Genomic DNA, 14,508 nt, shown 5'->3' with positions numbered 1-14,508 from the left:
ACTTCCAAGACTAGCCGCTCTACCCCGGCCTCGCAGATGATTCTGTTTCTGGATATTTGCTCAAGCCTTCAGCAGCAGGCTCAGATCCAGGTGTGCGTCGGTGATCGGCGGGCACCAGTAGTAACCCCCCGTCAGCGGGCGGCTGAAGCGGTACAGGCCGTCGATGATGCCATCTTCCAGCCCGCTCATGCGCCGCAGTTGCACTTCGAACGCATCGAAGCTTCGGCCCAGCGCGACAAAGGCCAGGCCCGCGCCACGGTGGTCGGCCCAGGAAACCGAGCGCCGCACCATGAAGGCTTCAGGTGCGAAGCTTTCCTGGGCCGTACGCTTGACGTGTGCCGACTCCGGCGCATCGTCCAGCTCCTCGTTATCGCTCAGCCGCCGGCCGATGATGTTGTCCTGGTCCGCCTGGGGCAGCGACTTGAAGTACTCCAGATCATGCTTCCACAACTGGAAAACCGCAAAACTGGAGCCTGCCAGGCCCGGCTGCTCGCCCGCGACGATGGCCGCGTCGACTGCGTCCTGGTCAACCGGGTTTTCGGTACCGTCCGCATAACCGGTCAGGTCGTGGCCGCCACGGTGCAGGAAGCCGTCGATGCTGTCGGCCAGGCGCAGAGCCGGTGCCAAGGCCTGCTCCAGCGCGTGGGCCTGCAGCAGCAGGTCACCACGTTCTTCGCCGCGCAACCACAGCCACAAGGCGTGCTGGGTGCTTGGGTTCTCCACCGCTGCATCCAGTTGGGGGAACGCGCGCAGCCCAGGCACTTCACGGCCCAAGGCCTTCGCCAAGGGGGCGCCTACGCCCATGATCAGGCGTTCGCCATCCACATGCGGCAGCAGCGCATCCAGTGCTGCAGGCAAACCCTCGGGGGCTTGCAGGGTGAAGAACAAGTGGCGGGCCTGGGTAGGCACCGGGGTGGCAAGCAGCCCTTGCTGGAACGGCATGACAGGCGAATCCTTGGTAAAAGCGCGAATGCTACTGCGCGCAGCGGCCGGTCGCAACGAGAGGTGCAGTCCCTTTGCCATCAGCCCATCAGGCGCTTCAGTAACAAAAGGTTACCAAGTGCTGGCCCATTGCAATTAGCTATCGATCAGGCCCGGCCTAGACTGGCTTGATCCCTTGCCCGAGTAGCCATCATGACCGCTTCGCCCTTGCTTACCGCCTTCCTGCCTTTGGCCCTGGGCATCATCATGCTAGGCCTTGGTTTGTCGCTGACAGTGGCCGACTTCGCGCGCGTGGTGAAATACCCCAAACCGGTGGTCATCGGCCTGGCCTGCCAAATTCTATTGCTGCCGCTGGCCTGTTTCCTGATTGCCAACGGTTTTGGGCTCGAAGCGGCCCTGGCCGTGGGCCTGATGCTGCTGGCCGCCTCCCCAGGAGGCACCACCGCCAATCTGTTCAGCCACCTGGCTCACGGTGACGTGGCCCTGAACATTACCCTTACGGCGGTCAACTCGCTGATCGCCATCCTGACCATGCCGCTGCTGGTCAACCTGTCACTGATATGGTTCATGGCGTCGGACCAGGCCATCCCGCTGCAATTTGCCAAGGTCATGCAGGTATTTGCCATCGTTCTGCTGCCAGTCGCCTTGGGCATGATGATCCGCCGCTGGGCGCCAGGCTTTGCCGCTCGCATGGAAAAACCCATGAAACTGGTGGCGGCGCTGTTCCTGGTCTTCACCATTGCGCTGGCCCTGGCCAAGGATTGGCAGACCGTGGTTGCCTACGCCCCGGTGGTCGGCCTGGCGGCACTGCTGTTCAACGTGATCAGCCTCGCCGTGGGCTACTGGGTGCCGCGCCTGTTGAGCATTCCCAAGCGCCAGGCCATAGCCATTGGCATGGAGATCGGCATCCATAACGGCACCCTGGCGATCGCCGTCGCCTTGAGCCCATCGCTGCTCAACAACGCCACCATGGCGGTGCCGGCGGCGCTCTATAGCTTGATCATGTTCTTCACGGCGGCGGGGTTTGGCTGGTGGGTGAGCCGTGGGCACCACACGGGGGAGGCCCAAGGCAAGGGCGAAACGGTGAATTGACGTCTCAGTTGCGCCGGCGACGGGCCCGTAACTGGCGTTTGAGCACCTTGAGGGGAGGTGCGTAGAAAAAGCCGAACGACACACTGCCTGTGCGCCCCTTTACCGCATGGTGCAGGCGATGGGCACGATCCAGGCGCTTGAGGTAGCGGTTGATCGGTCGCGGCTTGCGAGGCCAGTGCCGGTGGAAGAAGCCGTCGTGGGCCAGCACGTACAGTATTCCGTAACCCGCCACGCCGCCGCCCACCCACTGCAAGGGCGCATGGCCGGCCTTGCCCAGGGCCATCAAGACTGCTGCGATGATGCCCAGGGCCAGCAGATAAAAGTCGTTGGTCTCCAGCATGCCCAGATGGGGCTCATGGTGCGAACGGTGCAGCCACCAGCCCCAGCCATGCATGATGTACTTGTGGGCCAGCGTGCCGACACCTTCCATGGCCACCAGCGTGCCGATCAGCACAACGAAATTGAGCAGCATGTAACGGTCCGGGGGATGCCAAAGAATGGCGCAAGGGTAACGAGTAACGGCGGGTTTTTCCATTCGGCCGTGGCTTGCTGTAGGGCATTTCCTTATGAAGCCATTGTCATGTTATCGCCCTTGACCCTACACACACTGCGGCGTATGTTCGCCCCGCAATTTCGCATCCCTGAACAGGAGTCCTGCATTGGACAGTAGCCCCAGTCGCTTGCGACAGGCCCACACGGCGAGCTAGTCCGGCAGCTTCCTGCCACTGTCTCGCTATTGGCCAGACGGTGGATTTCTCAGCCTATACGGCTTGAGCCCTCCTCCTTCCTCCTCTCGTGGTCCTGCGCATTCCTGGTTTTTCAACCACGCCATTTGCGATGGCGTTAGAGCGGGCATGTGCCCGCGCAAGAGGTTCGCTATGGATTGGAAAGTATTTTTGCTGCGCGTAAGCATCGCCCTGCTGCTCGGTGCCCTGATCGGTGCCGAGCGCCAGCTGCGCCAGCGCCTGACCGGGCTGCGCACCAATGCGCTGGTCAGCACGGGTGCCTGCCTCTTCGTGCTGATCACCCAGGCGGTGCCGGGCATGGCCCCTACCGATGCGTCTCGGGTTGCCGCCTATGTGGTCTCGGGCATTGGCTTTCTGGGGGGCGGTGTGATCATGCGCGACGGTTTCACGGTGCGCGGGCTGAACACTGCCGCCACCCTGTGGTGCACGGCAGCTGTCGGCGTGCTGTGCAGCCTCGGCCTGCTGCTGGAGGCGGCCCTGGGTAGCCTGGTGGTGCTGTGTGCCAACATACTGCTGCGCGACATCGCCCAACGACTGGACGGCCAAGGCGTGGTGCCGGCCAGCGAGGCCGAACACCGTTTCGAGGTACGAGTGGTGTGCCGTGCCGAAGATGAAATTCAGGTACGCAGCCTGATGCTGCAAAGCCTGAGCGACCCGCAACTGCGCCTGCAGTCGCTGCACAGCGAAGACTTGCCCACCCCCGCGCGGCTGGAGGTGCGCGCAGAGTTGCTCGGTAACCCACAAGCACCGGCGCAGCTGGAGCGCCTGGTCAGCCGGGTAAGCCTGGAGAAAGGTGTCAGTTCGGTATGCTGGCAGCTACAGGCCTAATGACCGGCATTCATCGCCATGCCGCCAGCAACGACATAGCCATCGCGCCCTTGGCGTTTGGCCTGATACAACGCCCCGTCAGCCGCAGACATCAGGCTTTCGGGGCTGCTTGCATCCACTGCCGGGTGCCCTACGGCGATGCCGGCACTGGCAGATACGCGGCCTAGCGGGCTGCCGGCATGCTCGATCATCAGGCGGCGCAACAGTTGCAGGATGTCATCGACGACCTGTTCGGCGCCCTGTACATCGGTGTCAGGGAGCAAAAGCGTGAACTCCTCCCCGCCATAGCGCACCGCCAAGTCCGCCGGGCGCTTCAACACCTGCTGCAGCAAGTCGGCAAAGCGGCGCAAGCATTGATCCCCCGCAGGGTGGCCATAGCGGTCGTTGTACAGTTTGAAAAAATCCAGATCGACCATCACCAGCGCCACAGCCTGCCCCAGTCGCCGCGCCCGGCGGATTTCCGCATCAAGCACCGCGTCCAGCCTGCGGCGGTTGCCCAGGCCCGTCAGGCTGTCGGTCAGGGCCAGCGACCTGAGGGTCTGGTGGGCCTGGTACAGCGCCCTTTCGATAGCGATTCGCTCACGCAACTGGCGCAATACCACCCAGCCGAAGCCACTCAACCCCACCAGCAACAGCAGCAGGATCACGGCTGACTTGATGACGTCTTGCCGCCAGGGCGCAATGATCGACTCGCGCGACAAACCCGCCTCTACCACCAACGGGTATCGCGCCAAGGCGCGATAGGCGTACAGACGGGGCGTACCGTCAACGACCGCCACCGCTTCTACCAGCCCTTCGCTCGCATGAGGCAGGTGGTGGCGAAAGACTTCGCTGTTTGCCAGGCTGCGGCCGACGACGTCCTCCACAAACGGCCGGCGTACCAGGATCGTCCCGTCCCGCTTGGCCAGCACCAGAGCGCCCCGCTTGTCGATCTTGAAATCACCGTAGTAGCGCACGAACCAGTCCACCTTGATCGTGCCGAGCAGCACCCCGGCAAAGCTGCCATCGCGATTCTCCAGCCTGCGCGAGATTGGAATGATCAGGTCACCGGTGGAACGGCTACGTACCACCGAGCCTATATGCACGGCACGGTCGGTGTGGGTCTGGTGGTAAGCGAAGTAGTCACGGTCGGCATTGTTGGCCTTTGCCGGGATGGAAGCCTGGTCAGTGACGATCCACGTGCCATCCGGGCCGTACACGAACAAACCGTGCAGTTGCGGCATGATGGTTTTCTGTTGTGCCAACAGCGCGTGCAAGCGTGGGCGATCGAGATGATCGAAGCCATCTCCTTCAAGGCGCTCTGCCAGCACAGCGGTAATCGCGTCCACTTGGCGAATGGCGTCCTCGGCGTGCTGCGCCGTGGCCCTGGCCAGGTTGCTGACCGTGTTTTCGGCATTGACGAAAGCTTGCTTGTAATCGCGCCAGATCCGCCACCCTTCGATCGACACGAAGGTCAACATCACAACCGCCATGAACGACAGAACCAAGCGAAACAGCGCCACCGCGCGCACCTCGCTGGGTACGCTCAAGAGCCCGTCTTCGTCCTGTGTTCCGCCCGCCCTCATGGAAGTCCTTGCCTTGACGCGTTTGCCGTCTGTCACTATAGATCACTGCCGTTTGCGCGCACCCAACTCGATCCATGCCGGTGCATGGTCGCTGGGCTTGGGCTCGTTGCGCACCCACGCATCTACGCCGCCGGCCTTGAGGTGCGAGGCGATATCCGGGCTGAGCAACAGGTGATCGATACGCAAGCCAGCGTTGCGCGCCCAGTGGTTACGGAAGTAGTCCCAGAAGGTGTAGATGCGCTCGTCGGGGTACAGATGACGAATGGCATCGGTCCAGCCCTGCTCAAGCAACGCCTGGTAGCAATTGCGCGACTCGGGTTGGAGCAAGGCATCCTTGAGCCAGGATTTGGGGTTGTAGATATCGAAATCGGTCGGCACCACGTTGAAATCACCGGCCAGAACAGTCGGGTGGCCACTCCTGAGCAAGTCCCGCGCATGCTCGACCAGGCATTGGAACCAGCGCAGTTTGTAATCGAACTTCGGCCCCGGTTGCGGGTTGCCATTTGGCAGGTACAGGCAACCTATCAGCACACCCTGTACCGCGGCTTCCAGGTAGCGGCTCTGGTCGTCATTCTCCATGCCTGGCAGGCCGCGCCGGACCTCCAGCGGCTGGCTGTCGCGCGCCAGGATGGCCACCCCGTTCCACGAAGGCTGCCCCCTATACAGGCAGCCATAGCCTGCAGCTTCCAGGGCCTCGCGGGGAAACTTCGCGTCAGCTGCCTTGAGCTCCTGAAGGCAGGCGACATCTGGCTTTTCCCGCTCCAGCCATGCCAGCAGCGCCGGTAGCCGGCTGCCGATGCCGTTGATATTGAAGGTGGCGATGCGCAAGGGCTTCATGTGCCAGGGTCATCCACGTGGCTCTGCACCGCCGCCTGCAGCGCACCCACATGGGCCTCGTCTGCCAGGGCCTTGAGGGCCAACCAGTCATCCCAGTCGATGGCGCCGTCATCACGCAGCGCTTCGGCGGTGCGCAGTAATTCGTGATGGTAGGCATCCGGGGATTCGCGACGGTAACTGTCATCATCGTATTGCGCGTACCAAGCCTCAAGTTCGGGAATGCTGCGCTCTATGCTCATGCCCTGCTCCTTCGCGGCAACCTTTGAATGTGTGAGCGCTAGCACTGCGTATCGTTCAACCGTGGCGCCGCGGTGCTGGCTCGCCCAGACAAAAACCTGAAAAAAATTTAAACCTATGCCCACTTCCCCGGCTCAACCGTACGCGACACTGAGGTCGCGCCACCGATAGCAAGGAGTGAAACATGGGCAATCTGTTCATCAAGCGCGCAGGTTTGTCGCTGGTGCTGGGCATGGCGTCGCTGCAGGCACTGGCGGCTTCCTCCGATGACTTCGTCGATGCCGCTACCGAGGCTGGTATCGCCGAGGTGGTCACCGGCAATCTGGCTCTGGAAAAGAGCCAGAACCCTGACATCAAGACCTTCGCCCAGCATGTGGTCACCGATCACACCAAGGCCAACCAGAAGCTCGGCGACATCGCCCGCAAGCTGGACATCAGCGTGCCCGATGAGGCGGCGCTGACCGACAAAGTGAAGAAAATGATCCTTGAATGGCGCGAGGAGTCGTTCGACAAGTCCTACGTCAACAACCAGGTCGATGCCCACGAAAAAACCGTGGAGTTGTTCAAGAAAGAAGCCGCTTCGTCTGACAAACCAGAGCTGAAGGCTTTCGCCAGCGAAACCCTGCCAACGCTCGAGAAGCACCTGGAAGAGGCCAAGGCTCTTCAGGCCAAACATGGCAAGTGATCGGAGGACACACATGAGTAACGATACATTGCGCAGCGAAATCCTGACGCGCCTGCTGCACGCCCACCCACAGGGCTTGGGCAAGGAAGTGCTGGATAATTACCGTGGTGAAAATGCCGTTGCCGATGCGCTCAAGACGCTGCAGGAGCATGGGCTGATTCACGATGGCAGCGTAACGGTCGACAGCAACCAGCAGTTCAGCGTCAGCTATCCGATCAAGCTCTCGGCAGCGGGTGTCGAGGCGGCGAAGCGGGTGGAAGGCTGAGTCACCCTTCCAGCCTTTCAATGGTGCGTAGCGGGGGCTGGCTTTCCGCCCCCCGCAACGTACCCGTCACGGCCTGGCACCCTCGCGCAGCGCCTTCAGCGCCTCGTCGCGCCTGAGCAGTTCAGCTTCCAGGAACTGCAACTGCCTGCCCTGCTCCACACATTGCCCACGTTTTTCTTCCAGGGTTTGGCCTTGGGCCTGCAATTGCCTGCGCATCTCGTCACTGGCGCCCTGCGCTTGCGCCAGGATCGTGCGCAAGCCCTGAATCTGTGTATCACGCTGCTCCAGCAGTTCATCCAGCGCCTTGCGCTCGCTGCTGGCCTGGCGATGCTCGCCAAGCAGGCGCTCGTTGTCGCGGTGCAGGCGGGTCAGTTCATCCTGCTTGACGATCATGCCTTGTTGAAGCTGGCGCAGTTCGAGCTGCAACTGTTGCACCTGTGCCTCGTGGCGGCGCTGGTCCTGGTCACGCTGTTCGCGGCTGGCGCTGCGGTAATGCTCCAAGGCATCCCTGGCATGCTGATGCTTTTCTTCCAGCGAGCGCACCTGTTCGTCCTTGTCGGTTAAACGCAGCTGCAGTTCACCTAGCGCCTGGTTCAGGCTGGCCCCACGCAACTGCTCGGCTTGCAGCGTGCTCTGGGTGGCGCTGAGCCGCTCCGACTCGGCGGCCAGCGCCGCCGCCTGGATCTGCTGTTGCTGATGCGCTGCGGCCAAGGCCTCCTGCGCCAGTTTTAGCTGCCCTTGCAACTGCTCCTTTTGCTCGTTGTGAGCCGCTTCGATCTGCTCGATCCGCCCATCGGCCTCATCCTGCAGCTGTTCGGCCAACTGCGCCACCAGCTTGGCCAGCGTATCGCTCAGCGCTGGCGCGCCCTGAAGCGCCGCAGGTTTCTGGCCTTCCAGCTCTTTGAGATAACGGTGAATGGTGGTCTTCGAGCCCGTGTTGCCCAGTTCGATACGTACAGCATCGATGCTGGGGTACTCGCCCCGGGCAATCAGCACTTGCCTTGCCTGCTGCACTACCGCCTTGTTGATACCACCCCGGGCCATGTTTGCTCCTACGATTTCGTGTCATGGTACGTACCATGTATTTACGTACTGATTTTGGCTGTTCTGAGGCCACAACTCAAGCCATTTCTAAGGTTCAATAATCACGGCTTATCGCATGAGATGGCGGTATGAGCGGGATTCGAAGCGCCTGGCGTAGCACAAGCAGTACGAAAGGCCCTGAAAAGAGTTCTGGCCCATGCCTTGAAGTTGAATCGTGCTTGCGTCCACCATGGACAAAATGGCTACCCGCCCAATCAGCACCTACCCCGGCTCAAGATGAACATCGAAAACTACAAGGCAATCGCCGATAGCATTGCGCTGCTGCTCTTCCCCCACGCCGAAGTGATCGTCCACGAGGTACAGAGTCAGACGGTCGTCCACATCGCCAACAACTTTTCCAGGCGCAAGGTTGGCGATGACTCGGCACTGGACCTGGAGTTGGGCGACTTCCGCAACGCGGCCAAGCTCGGCCCTTACGAGAAGCTCAACTGGGATGGTCAAAAGATCCGTTCCATTACCACCGTGCTGTACAACCAGGACGGTGAAGCCCAGTACCTGCTCTGCATCAACCTGAACTTCTCTGTGCTGGAACAGGCACGTGAAGCGCTGGATGCATTTTTCCAGGTCAGCCGCCTGGTACCGCAGCCCGATGCGCTGTTCAAGGATGACTGGCAAGAACGGATCAATACCTTCCTGCACGCTTGGCTCAAGGCGCGCAATTTGTCCTTGCGTACGCTGAAGATGAAAGACAAGCGCACGTTGGTGGAGGCCCTGCATGCCGAAGGCGCATTCGAGGGGCGCAGCGGGGCGGACTATGTGGCCAATGTACTGAGCATGGGCCGGGCGACCGTTTACAAGTACCTCAAAGAACTGAGGGGCCAGCCCGCTGAATGAATGACTAGCACTTGTGCAGCGTGGATATTGGGTCTATCGTGGACGCACAGTCCATATATGAACGGTAGCCACAATGCCTGTCGATGCCCCCAACCTGTCTTCCCTGTATCAAGCGATCGCAGATGCACACCAGACACTTCGCCCTGAAGTGAGTGTCACCCCGCTCAACTTCAGCGCCGGGCTTTCGGCGATGACCGAATGCAGCGTGTATCTGAAATGCGAGCACCTGCAACACACAGGCTCGTTCAAGTTCCGCGGTGCCAGTAACAAGCTTCGCCTGCTACCCGCCGAGCAGCGCGCACTGGGCGTCATCACGGCCTCCTCTGGCAATCATGGGCAAGCGCTCGCGCTTGCCGGCAAGGTGATGGGGGTGCCGGTCACCGTCTACACCACCACTTCGGCGTCTGCTTACAAGCTGGGTGCAATTCGCGCGCTCGGTGCCGAAGTGGTCAGCCTGGATCTGGACCCTTTGGGCGTGGAGCTTGAAGCGGGGCGTCAAGCAGCCCTGCAGGGCAAGCCTTTTGTCTCGCCCTACAACGACCTTGAAGTGATCGCCGGCCAGGGCACCATCGCAATGGAGCTCTTTGAACAGGCACCGGACCTGGACGCCGTGTTCGTCGCAGTGGGCGGCGGCGGGATGATTTCGGGTATCGGCGCAGCACTGCGAGCGCTCAACCCAGGCATCGACATCATTGGCTGCTGGCCAGCGAATGCCCCTACCCTGCAGCGCTCGTTGGAAGCCGGGGAAATCATCGACATGCAAGAGCAGCAGACGATCTCCGACGGTACGGCCGGCGGGGTCGAGCCAGGCTGCGTGACTTTCCCGCTCTGCCAGGCGCTGCTGTCGCGTACCGTGCTGGTGAGCGAGGCAGAGATAAAGGCGGCGATGCGTGATGTGGCCGCACATGAGCGCTGGATCATCGAGGGTGCTGCCGGTGTCGCGGTGGCAGGCATGCAGAAGCTGGCCAAGTCATACCGCGGCAAGCGCGTCGCGGTCGTCATTTGCGGCCGCAACATCGTGCTGGATAAATTCCTCGAGGCCGTACGATGAACATTTTCAGCAAGCAACAGATCACCTCCCGGCTCGACGTGGAGCAGGCAGTGCAATGGCTGGAGCACGGTTTCATCGCCTTCTCCCAAGGCAAGGCCCAGGTGCCACCGGTACAGGCATTCACTTTTGCGCAGGCCAATGGCGACTGCTGCATCAAGGCTGCCTATATCGAGGGCAGCGACACGTTCACGGTCAAACTGTCGACTGGCTTTTACGACAATCCGTCAAAGGGCCTGCCAAGCAATGATGGCCTGATGCTGGTGGCCTCGGCCAGTACCGGGCAGCCTCTTGCCTTGTTGCAGGATGAGGGCTGGCTGACCTGCATCCGCACCGCGCTGGCCGGGCGTATCGTCGCCCGCCTGTTAGCACCTGCAAATGTGAGAGCGATCGGTATTCTGGGCACTGGCACCCAGGCGCGCATGCAGTTGCAGCAACTGGATGCAGTTACGTCCTGCCGCAGCGTAGTGGTGTGGGGGCGCAGTGATGGGGAACTGGCAGCCTACAAAACCTTTGCCGAAGCCCTGGGCTATGAAGTGCGGGTAACCCGTGACGCTGCAGAGGTTGCACACGCCGCCAACCTGATCGTCTGCACGACACCTTCCCGCGAGCCACTGCTGCAGCGTGAATGGGTGCAACCTGGCACCCATATCACCGCCGTTGGCGCCGATGCGCCGGGCAAGCAGGAGCTCGATCCTGCGCTGGTGGCATGTGCCGACCGTATCATCGTCGACTCCCTCTACCAGTGCAGCCAGTACGGCGAAGTCTCCCATGCGCTGAAGGCCGGCCTGATCGGCGAACAGCAACTGGCCGAGCTTGGTGCCCTACTCGAGGGCCGCGCCACCGGCCGTGAGCATGACGCCCAGATCACGCTCGCCGACCTGACCGGGGTGGCCGTGCAGGACGCCCAGATCGCAAGCTGCGTGTTGGCATCGCTCACCGCAGGTTGACGGGCGCAGCCGCGCCCGGTCGATCAAGGCTCTGTCACCCGGGCTTTGCCGGGGGCCGGTTTGAACGAGGGTTTCTTCTCCTGCACCACGATGTAGAACTCCTCGCCGTGCTTGACCGCGCCGTACAGCACCGCTTTTTCGATCAGCTCGCTGCCGCGCAGATGGCGCAGCATCATCGGGTCCTTGCGCAGGTCGCGGTACAGCGCCAGGCACAACAGCACCATCACCACCACAAATGGCAACGCCACGACAATGGTCAGGTTCTGCAGGCCGGTAAGCGCCTCCCCGGGGTTACCCGGGTCGCCCAACGCAAGCATGATGGCCGCGACTGTGCCAGTCAGTGCCCCCCAGAAAATCACTGTCGCACGCGAGGGTTGCGTGGTGCCGTGTTCGGATAAGGTACCCATCACGAGCGACGCCGCATCTGCCCCGGAGACGAAGAAGATCGCCACCAGGAGCATGACCAGCACCGAAGTCGCCGAGGCCCATGGGTAGCTGTCGAGCAACTGATACAGGGCATGGTTGCTGTTCACCGCACCGTCGATAAGGACGAAGCTGCCTTCGCGCAGGGCATCGATGCCGGCGCCGCCAAAAATGCTGAACCACACCAGGCTGACCAGCCCCGGCACCAGCAACACGCCGCTGACGAACTGGCGGATGCTGCGGCCGCGGCTGATGCGGGCGATGAACATACCCACAAAAGGTGTCCAGGAAATCCACCAGGCCCAGTAGAACACGGTCCAGCCGGCCAGCCAGGCGTCCATCGCATCCCCCCCACTGGCGCTGGTGCGCGCCATCATCTCGGGCAACATCTTGATGTAGACACCGATCGACGTGGGCAACAGGTTGAGCATCAACAGCGTCGGCCCCACCAGGAAGACGAACAGCGCCAGCGCCAATGCCAGCACCATATTGATATTGGACAGCCACTGAATCCCCTTGCCGATGCCAGACACGGCCGAAGCAACGAAGGCAATGGTGAGCAAGGTGATGATGGCGATGTAGAACAGCTTGCCGGGGTGCTCGATCCAGCCGTTGTATTCCAACCCACCGGCAATCTGCAAGGCGCCGAGCCCCAGCGAGGCCGCTGAACCGAACAGGGTGGCGAAGATCGCCATCATGTCGATCATGCGGCCGACAGGGCCGTTGGCATGCTTGCCGATCAGGGGCCGGAACGCGGTGGAAATCAACTGCGAACGGCCGCGGCGGAACGTGCCGTAGGCGATTGCCAGGCCGACGATGGCGTACATTGCCCAGGGGTGCAGCGACCAGTGAAACAGCGTGGTCGCCATCGCCACCTGCAGTGCTTCGTCCGATTGGCCTGCGGCAGTGCCGGGCGGTGGTGAAATGTAGTGCGACAGCGGCTCGGCGACCCCGAAGAACATCAGGCCGATGCCCATGCCCGCACTGAACATCATGGCAACCCAGGACACCGTGCGAAACTCCGGTGCTTCGCCATCGCGCCCCAGCGGGATTCTGCCGTAGCGGCTGGCGGCCAACCACAGCACGAAGATGACGAACACGGTGGAGGTCAGCACGAAGAACCAGCCAAAGTTGACGATGACCCAGGATTGCGCAGAGGTTGCGCTTGCAGCGAGGCTGGCCTGGTTGACGACACCCCAGGTGATGAAAGCGATTGCCAGCAGGCTGGTGACGCCGAACACCGCCCAGTCGAGCTTGCCTTCAAGGTGGCGGTCCTGCCTGGCCTCGGCAGTCTTGGACGGGTCGGTGACGCCTAGCGGCGGTGTTTCAACGTGCTCTTGCGTTGCCATCGATGGGCCCTTTTCAGTTTTGCTGCAGGCTTTTGTTGTTGTAATTGCTAGCGATGCCTGCGCAAAAACCGGGGGCGGCCGCGCTGGAGGCCCCGCGATTATCCTGTGAGCGAAACAGCAGCCCCTATTCCAGGACCGTCCTGGCCCATCCTCTGAACGACCAACCGGTCACATCGTGCAAACCCCGATGTAACCGGCACAGAACCTGAACGGGCTCAGGCAGCCACATCCAACCCCATTTGCCAGAAGTCCGCCTCCAGCCTCGACGCCTGGCCAAAAATCGCCGCCAGCTCCACGAACCGCTGCTCGGTCATGCTGCGTGCGGCCAGCTCATCGAGGTGCTTGCGTGCCGCAGAGGCCACGCTCTGGTAGCCCTCCCCGGCGTATTCGGCAATCCACTCTCGGTAAGGGTGAGCACTGAGGTCACCGATGTGCGCCGCGAGGGTGCGGCCGATCTCGGCATAGCCGATCACGCACGGTGCCAAGGCCACATGCAGTTCGAGCAGGTCGCCGGCAGCGCCGCAGTCGAGCACGTAACGGGTGTAGGCGACCGTGGCCTGGTGCTCCGGCGCGGCCTGGATATCGGCCTGCGACAAGCCCCAACGGGCGCACAGGCGCAAGTGCAGCTCGGTTTCGTCAAGGATTGCCGCCAGGCCAGCTTGTGCCGCGCGGATGTCGGCCGGCAGCCTGCTTTTATAAGCGGCAAGCGCCCAGGCACGGGCGAACTGGATGAGGAACAGGTAGTCCTGCACCAGGTAAGTCCGGAACGCTGCTTCGCTCAAGGTGCCCTCACCCATCTGCCGAACGAAATCGTGCTCCACATAGCTCGACCACTGGTGGGCGCTGGCCGCTTTCAGGCGCTCGAAGATATCCATGCTCAGGCCTCCTGGTCGTAGATGGCGTCGAAGAAGGCCAGTTCCAGCGCCACGGTGCGCTGGTAGAAGTCACTCGCCAGTGCCGGCTCCTGCGGGCCTACGCGGTCCAGTTCGGCCTGCAGGAAGGCGACAAAGTCTTGGAATGCCGCGTTGTCATGCAGGGTGATCCACTCGGCATGGACGAAGTTTTCCGGCAAGGGTTTCGGTGCCTTGAGCGCCCAGTCCAGGTACAGGCCTTCGGCAACGTTGAGCACTGCCAGCGCCGCCGCATAGGAGCGGGTCGCGGCGGCTTCGCGCATGATGGCCTTGAAACCTTGGGTCGGCAGCGTGTCCTTGGGTTCGGTGCGTTGCTGCGGGCTCACGTCCAGCGCCTGGAAAGCGCGCAGGAAATAGGTGTTTTCATCGCTGCTGATCATCCCGGCAAAGCGGCCGAACCGCAGGCGCGCCTCGAAGGTGTCGGCTGTGGCGATGGCGGCGCCGAGCAAGGTCAGGAAACTGTCGAGAAAACGGTGGTCCTGCACCAGGTAGCGGACCATGATCGGGTCCGCCACGCTACCGTTGCACAGTTCAGTGACGAAGCGGTGGCCGACTGCAGCCGACCAGGTCGGTTCGTTCTGGCGGCGTAAGGCGTGGGTGAAAGGTTCGTTCATGGTGCTGCCCTCCCTAGGGTGACAGCGAGGCCTTGACGGTGGCGCATGGGGCGGCCTCGCAATGAGGCCGGCAAAAAG

Annotated in this window: 16 protein-coding genes; 7 read left to right on the top strand and 9 right to left on the bottom strand. The window is 62.1% G+C overall.

Features of this window, described 5'->3' with window-relative positions; translation table 11 throughout:
- Positions 1 to 60 precede the first annotated feature (60 nt).
- A complete protein-coding gene (locus ACIPZH_RS13565; RefSeq protein WP_241803436.1) occupies positions 61 to 942 on the bottom strand; it encodes a Dyp-type peroxidase in 882 nt (293 codons plus the stop codon).
- Positions 943 to 1,134: 192 nt separating this feature from the next.
- Here ACIPZH_RS13565 and ACIPZH_RS13560 point away from each other — a divergent pair, with 192 nt between their 5' ends.
- Positions 1,135 to 2,034 carry a bile acid:sodium symporter family protein gene (locus ACIPZH_RS13560; RefSeq protein ID WP_400636458.1) on the top strand — a complete coding sequence of 300 codons (900 nt, stop codon included), beginning with the start codon at positions 1,135 to 1,137 and terminating at the stop codon, positions 2,032 to 2,034.
- 4 nt (positions 2,035 to 2,038) lie between these two features.
- Here ACIPZH_RS13560 and ACIPZH_RS13555 read toward each other — a convergent pair whose 3' ends face one another.
- Positions 2,039 to 2,506, bottom strand: coding sequence for a sterol desaturase family protein (locus ACIPZH_RS13555; RefSeq protein ID WP_400636456.1), 468 nt, complete (start codon positions 2,504 to 2,506; stop codon positions 2,039 to 2,041).
- Between the two features lie 406 nt (positions 2,507 to 2,912).
- On the opposite strand from ACIPZH_RS13555, the gene ACIPZH_RS13550 reads away from it, so the two are divergent.
- Positions 2,913 to 3,608 (top strand): MgtC/SapB family protein, encoded by a 696-nt coding sequence (locus ACIPZH_RS13550; RefSeq protein ID WP_400636454.1) that lies wholly within the window; start codon positions 2,913 to 2,915, stop codon positions 3,606 to 3,608.
- On the opposite strand, the gene ACIPZH_RS13545 is transcribed toward ACIPZH_RS13550, so the two are convergent.
- Genes ACIPZH_RS13545 through ACIPZH_RS13535 form a run of 3 tightly spaced genes read right to left on the bottom strand, consistent with a single transcriptional unit; the run spans position 3,605 to position 6,249 of the window.
- A complete protein-coding gene (locus tag ACIPZH_RS13545; protein ID WP_400636453.1) occupies positions 3,605 to 5,173 on the bottom strand; it encodes a diguanylate cyclase in 1,569 nt (522 codons plus the stop codon). The two genes, ACIPZH_RS13550 and ACIPZH_RS13545, sit on opposite strands and share 4 nt — an antisense overlap.
- A gap of 42 nt (positions 5,174 to 5,215) precedes the next feature.
- Positions 5,216 to 6,010 carry an exodeoxyribonuclease III gene (gene xth / locus ACIPZH_RS13540; protein WP_400636451.1) on the bottom strand — a complete coding sequence of 265 codons (795 nt, stop codon included), beginning with the start codon at positions 6,008 to 6,010 and terminating at the stop codon, positions 5,216 to 5,218.
- Entirely contained in the window at positions 6,007 to 6,249 is a 243-nt protein-coding gene (locus tag ACIPZH_RS13535; protein WP_241803442.1) for a hypothetical protein, read from the bottom strand. The genes xth and ACIPZH_RS13535 overlap by 4 nt, the downstream gene beginning before the upstream one ends.
- 182 nt (positions 6,250 to 6,431) lie before the next feature.
- Between ACIPZH_RS13535 and ACIPZH_RS13530 the strand changes: the two genes are divergently transcribed.
- Both ACIPZH_RS13530 and ACIPZH_RS13525 read left to right on the top strand, forming a co-directional pair.
- Complete coding sequence (locus tag ACIPZH_RS13530; protein ID WP_241803443.1) at positions 6,432 to 6,932, top strand: DUF4142 domain-containing protein; 501 nt, start codon at positions 6,432 to 6,434, stop codon at positions 6,930 to 6,932.
- Between the two features lie 13 nt (positions 6,933 to 6,945).
- Positions 6,946 to 7,197, top strand: a complete 252-nt coding sequence (locus ACIPZH_RS13525) for a hypothetical protein (protein WP_241803444.1) — start codon at positions 6,946 to 6,948, stop codon at positions 7,195 to 7,197.
- Between the two features lie 66 nt (positions 7,198 to 7,263).
- On the opposite strand, the gene ACIPZH_RS13520 is transcribed toward ACIPZH_RS13525, so the two are convergent.
- The gene (locus tag ACIPZH_RS13520) at positions 7,264 to 8,241 is read right to left on the bottom strand and encodes a DNA-binding protein (RefSeq protein WP_400636450.1); all 978 of its coding nucleotides are present in this window, start codon (positions 8,239 to 8,241) and stop codon (positions 7,264 to 7,266) included.
- Between the two features lie 276 nt (positions 8,242 to 8,517).
- Between ACIPZH_RS13520 and ACIPZH_RS13515 the strand changes: the two genes are divergently transcribed.
- The 3 genes from ACIPZH_RS13515 (at position 8,518) to ACIPZH_RS13505 (ending at position 11,133) form a co-directional block, all read left to right on the top strand.
- A complete protein-coding gene (locus ACIPZH_RS13515; RefSeq protein ID WP_400636448.1) occupies positions 8,518 to 9,135 on the top strand; it encodes a transcriptional regulator in 618 nt (205 codons plus the stop codon).
- A gap of 73 nt (positions 9,136 to 9,208) precedes the next feature.
- On the top strand, positions 9,209 to 10,186 hold the full coding sequence (locus ACIPZH_RS13510; protein ID WP_400636447.1) for a threonine/serine dehydratase: 978 nt from the start codon (positions 9,209 to 9,211) through the stop codon (positions 10,184 to 10,186).
- A complete protein-coding gene (locus ACIPZH_RS13505; protein ID WP_400636446.1) occupies positions 10,183 to 11,133 on the top strand; it encodes an ornithine cyclodeaminase family protein in 951 nt (316 codons plus the stop codon). The genes ACIPZH_RS13510 and ACIPZH_RS13505 overlap by 4 nt, the downstream gene beginning before the upstream one ends.
- Positions 11,134 to 11,156: 23 nt before the next feature.
- Here the strand turns inward: ACIPZH_RS13505 and ACIPZH_RS13500 are convergent, their stop codons facing one another.
- The 3 genes from ACIPZH_RS13500 to ACIPZH_RS13490 form a co-directional block, all read right to left on the bottom strand.
- Positions 11,157 to 12,905 (bottom strand): BCCT family transporter, encoded by a 1,749-nt coding sequence (locus tag ACIPZH_RS13500; protein WP_400628154.1) that lies wholly within the window; start codon positions 12,903 to 12,905, stop codon positions 11,157 to 11,159.
- Positions 12,906 to 13,120: 215 nt separating this feature from the next.
- Positions 13,121 to 13,786 carry a thiaminase II gene (tenA, locus tag ACIPZH_RS13495; protein ID WP_400628286.1) on the bottom strand — a complete coding sequence of 222 codons (666 nt, stop codon included), beginning with the start codon at positions 13,784 to 13,786 and terminating at the stop codon, positions 13,121 to 13,123.
- Positions 13,783 to 14,430 carry a TenA family protein gene (locus ACIPZH_RS13490; RefSeq protein ID WP_400636444.1) on the bottom strand — a complete coding sequence of 216 codons (648 nt, stop codon included), beginning with the start codon at positions 14,428 to 14,430 and terminating at the stop codon, positions 13,783 to 13,785. Before ACIPZH_RS13490 ends, tenA begins: the two co-directional genes overlap by 4 nt.
- Positions 14,431 to 14,508: the final 78 nt, after the last annotated feature.

The organism is Pseudomonas sp. NPDC089758 (assembly GCF_044748705.1).
Taxonomy (GTDB): Bacteria; Pseudomonadota; Gammaproteobacteria; order Pseudomonadales; family Pseudomonadaceae; genus Aquipseudomonas; species Aquipseudomonas putida_X.
Note: the sequence above shows the minus strand (reverse complement) of the source record. Positions and strands in the feature narration are given on the sequence as shown.

What these genes read in the sequence shown, in the direction of transcription:
- ACIPZH_RS13565 (WP_241803436.1), bottom strand. Translation starts at nt 942, where the DNA reads ATGCCGTTCCAGCAAGGGCTGCTTGCCACCCCGGTGCCTACCCAGGCC.
- ACIPZH_RS13560 (WP_400636458.1), top strand. Translation starts at nt 1,135, where the DNA reads ATGACCGCTTCGCCCTTGCTTACCGCCTTCCTGCCTTTGGCCCTGGGC.
- ACIPZH_RS13555 (WP_400636456.1), bottom strand. Translation starts at nt 2,506, where the DNA reads ATGCTGCTCAATTTCGTTGTGCTGATCGGCACGCTGGTGGCCATGGAA.
- ACIPZH_RS13550 (WP_400636454.1), top strand. Translation starts at nt 2,913, where the DNA reads ATGGATTGGAAAGTATTTTTGCTGCGCGTAAGCATCGCCCTGCTGCTC.
- ACIPZH_RS13545 (WP_400636453.1), bottom strand. Translation starts at nt 5,173, where the DNA reads ATGAGGGCGGGCGGAACACAGGACGAAGACGGGCTCTTGAGCGTACCC.
- xth (WP_400636451.1), bottom strand. Translation starts at nt 6,010, where the DNA reads ATGAAGCCCTTGCGCATCGCCACCTTCAATATCAACGGCATCGGCAGC.
- ACIPZH_RS13535 (WP_241803442.1), bottom strand. Translation starts at nt 6,249, where the DNA reads ATGAGCATAGAGCGCAGCATTCCCGAACTTGAGGCTTGGTACGCGCAA.
- ACIPZH_RS13530 (WP_241803443.1), top strand. Translation starts at nt 6,432, where the DNA reads ATGGGCAATCTGTTCATCAAGCGCGCAGGTTTGTCGCTGGTGCTGGGC.
- ACIPZH_RS13525 (WP_241803444.1), top strand. Translation starts at nt 6,946, where the DNA reads ATGAGTAACGATACATTGCGCAGCGAAATCCTGACGCGCCTGCTGCAC.
- ACIPZH_RS13520 (WP_400636450.1), bottom strand. Translation starts at nt 8,241, where the DNA reads ATGGCCCGGGGTGGTATCAACAAGGCGGTAGTGCAGCAGGCAAGGCAA.
- ACIPZH_RS13515 (WP_400636448.1), top strand. Translation starts at nt 8,518, where the DNA reads ATGAACATCGAAAACTACAAGGCAATCGCCGATAGCATTGCGCTGCTG.
- ACIPZH_RS13510 (WP_400636447.1), top strand. Translation starts at nt 9,209, where the DNA reads ATGCCTGTCGATGCCCCCAACCTGTCTTCCCTGTATCAAGCGATCGCA.
- ACIPZH_RS13505 (WP_400636446.1), top strand. Translation starts at nt 10,183, where the DNA reads ATGAACATTTTCAGCAAGCAACAGATCACCTCCCGGCTCGACGTGGAG.
- ACIPZH_RS13500 (WP_400628154.1), bottom strand. Translation starts at nt 12,905, where the DNA reads ATGGCAACGCAAGAGCACGTTGAAACACCGCCGCTAGGCGTCACCGAC.
- ACIPZH_RS13490 (WP_400636444.1), bottom strand. Translation starts at nt 14,430, where the DNA reads ATGAACGAACCTTTCACCCACGCCTTACGCCGCCAGAACGAACCGACC.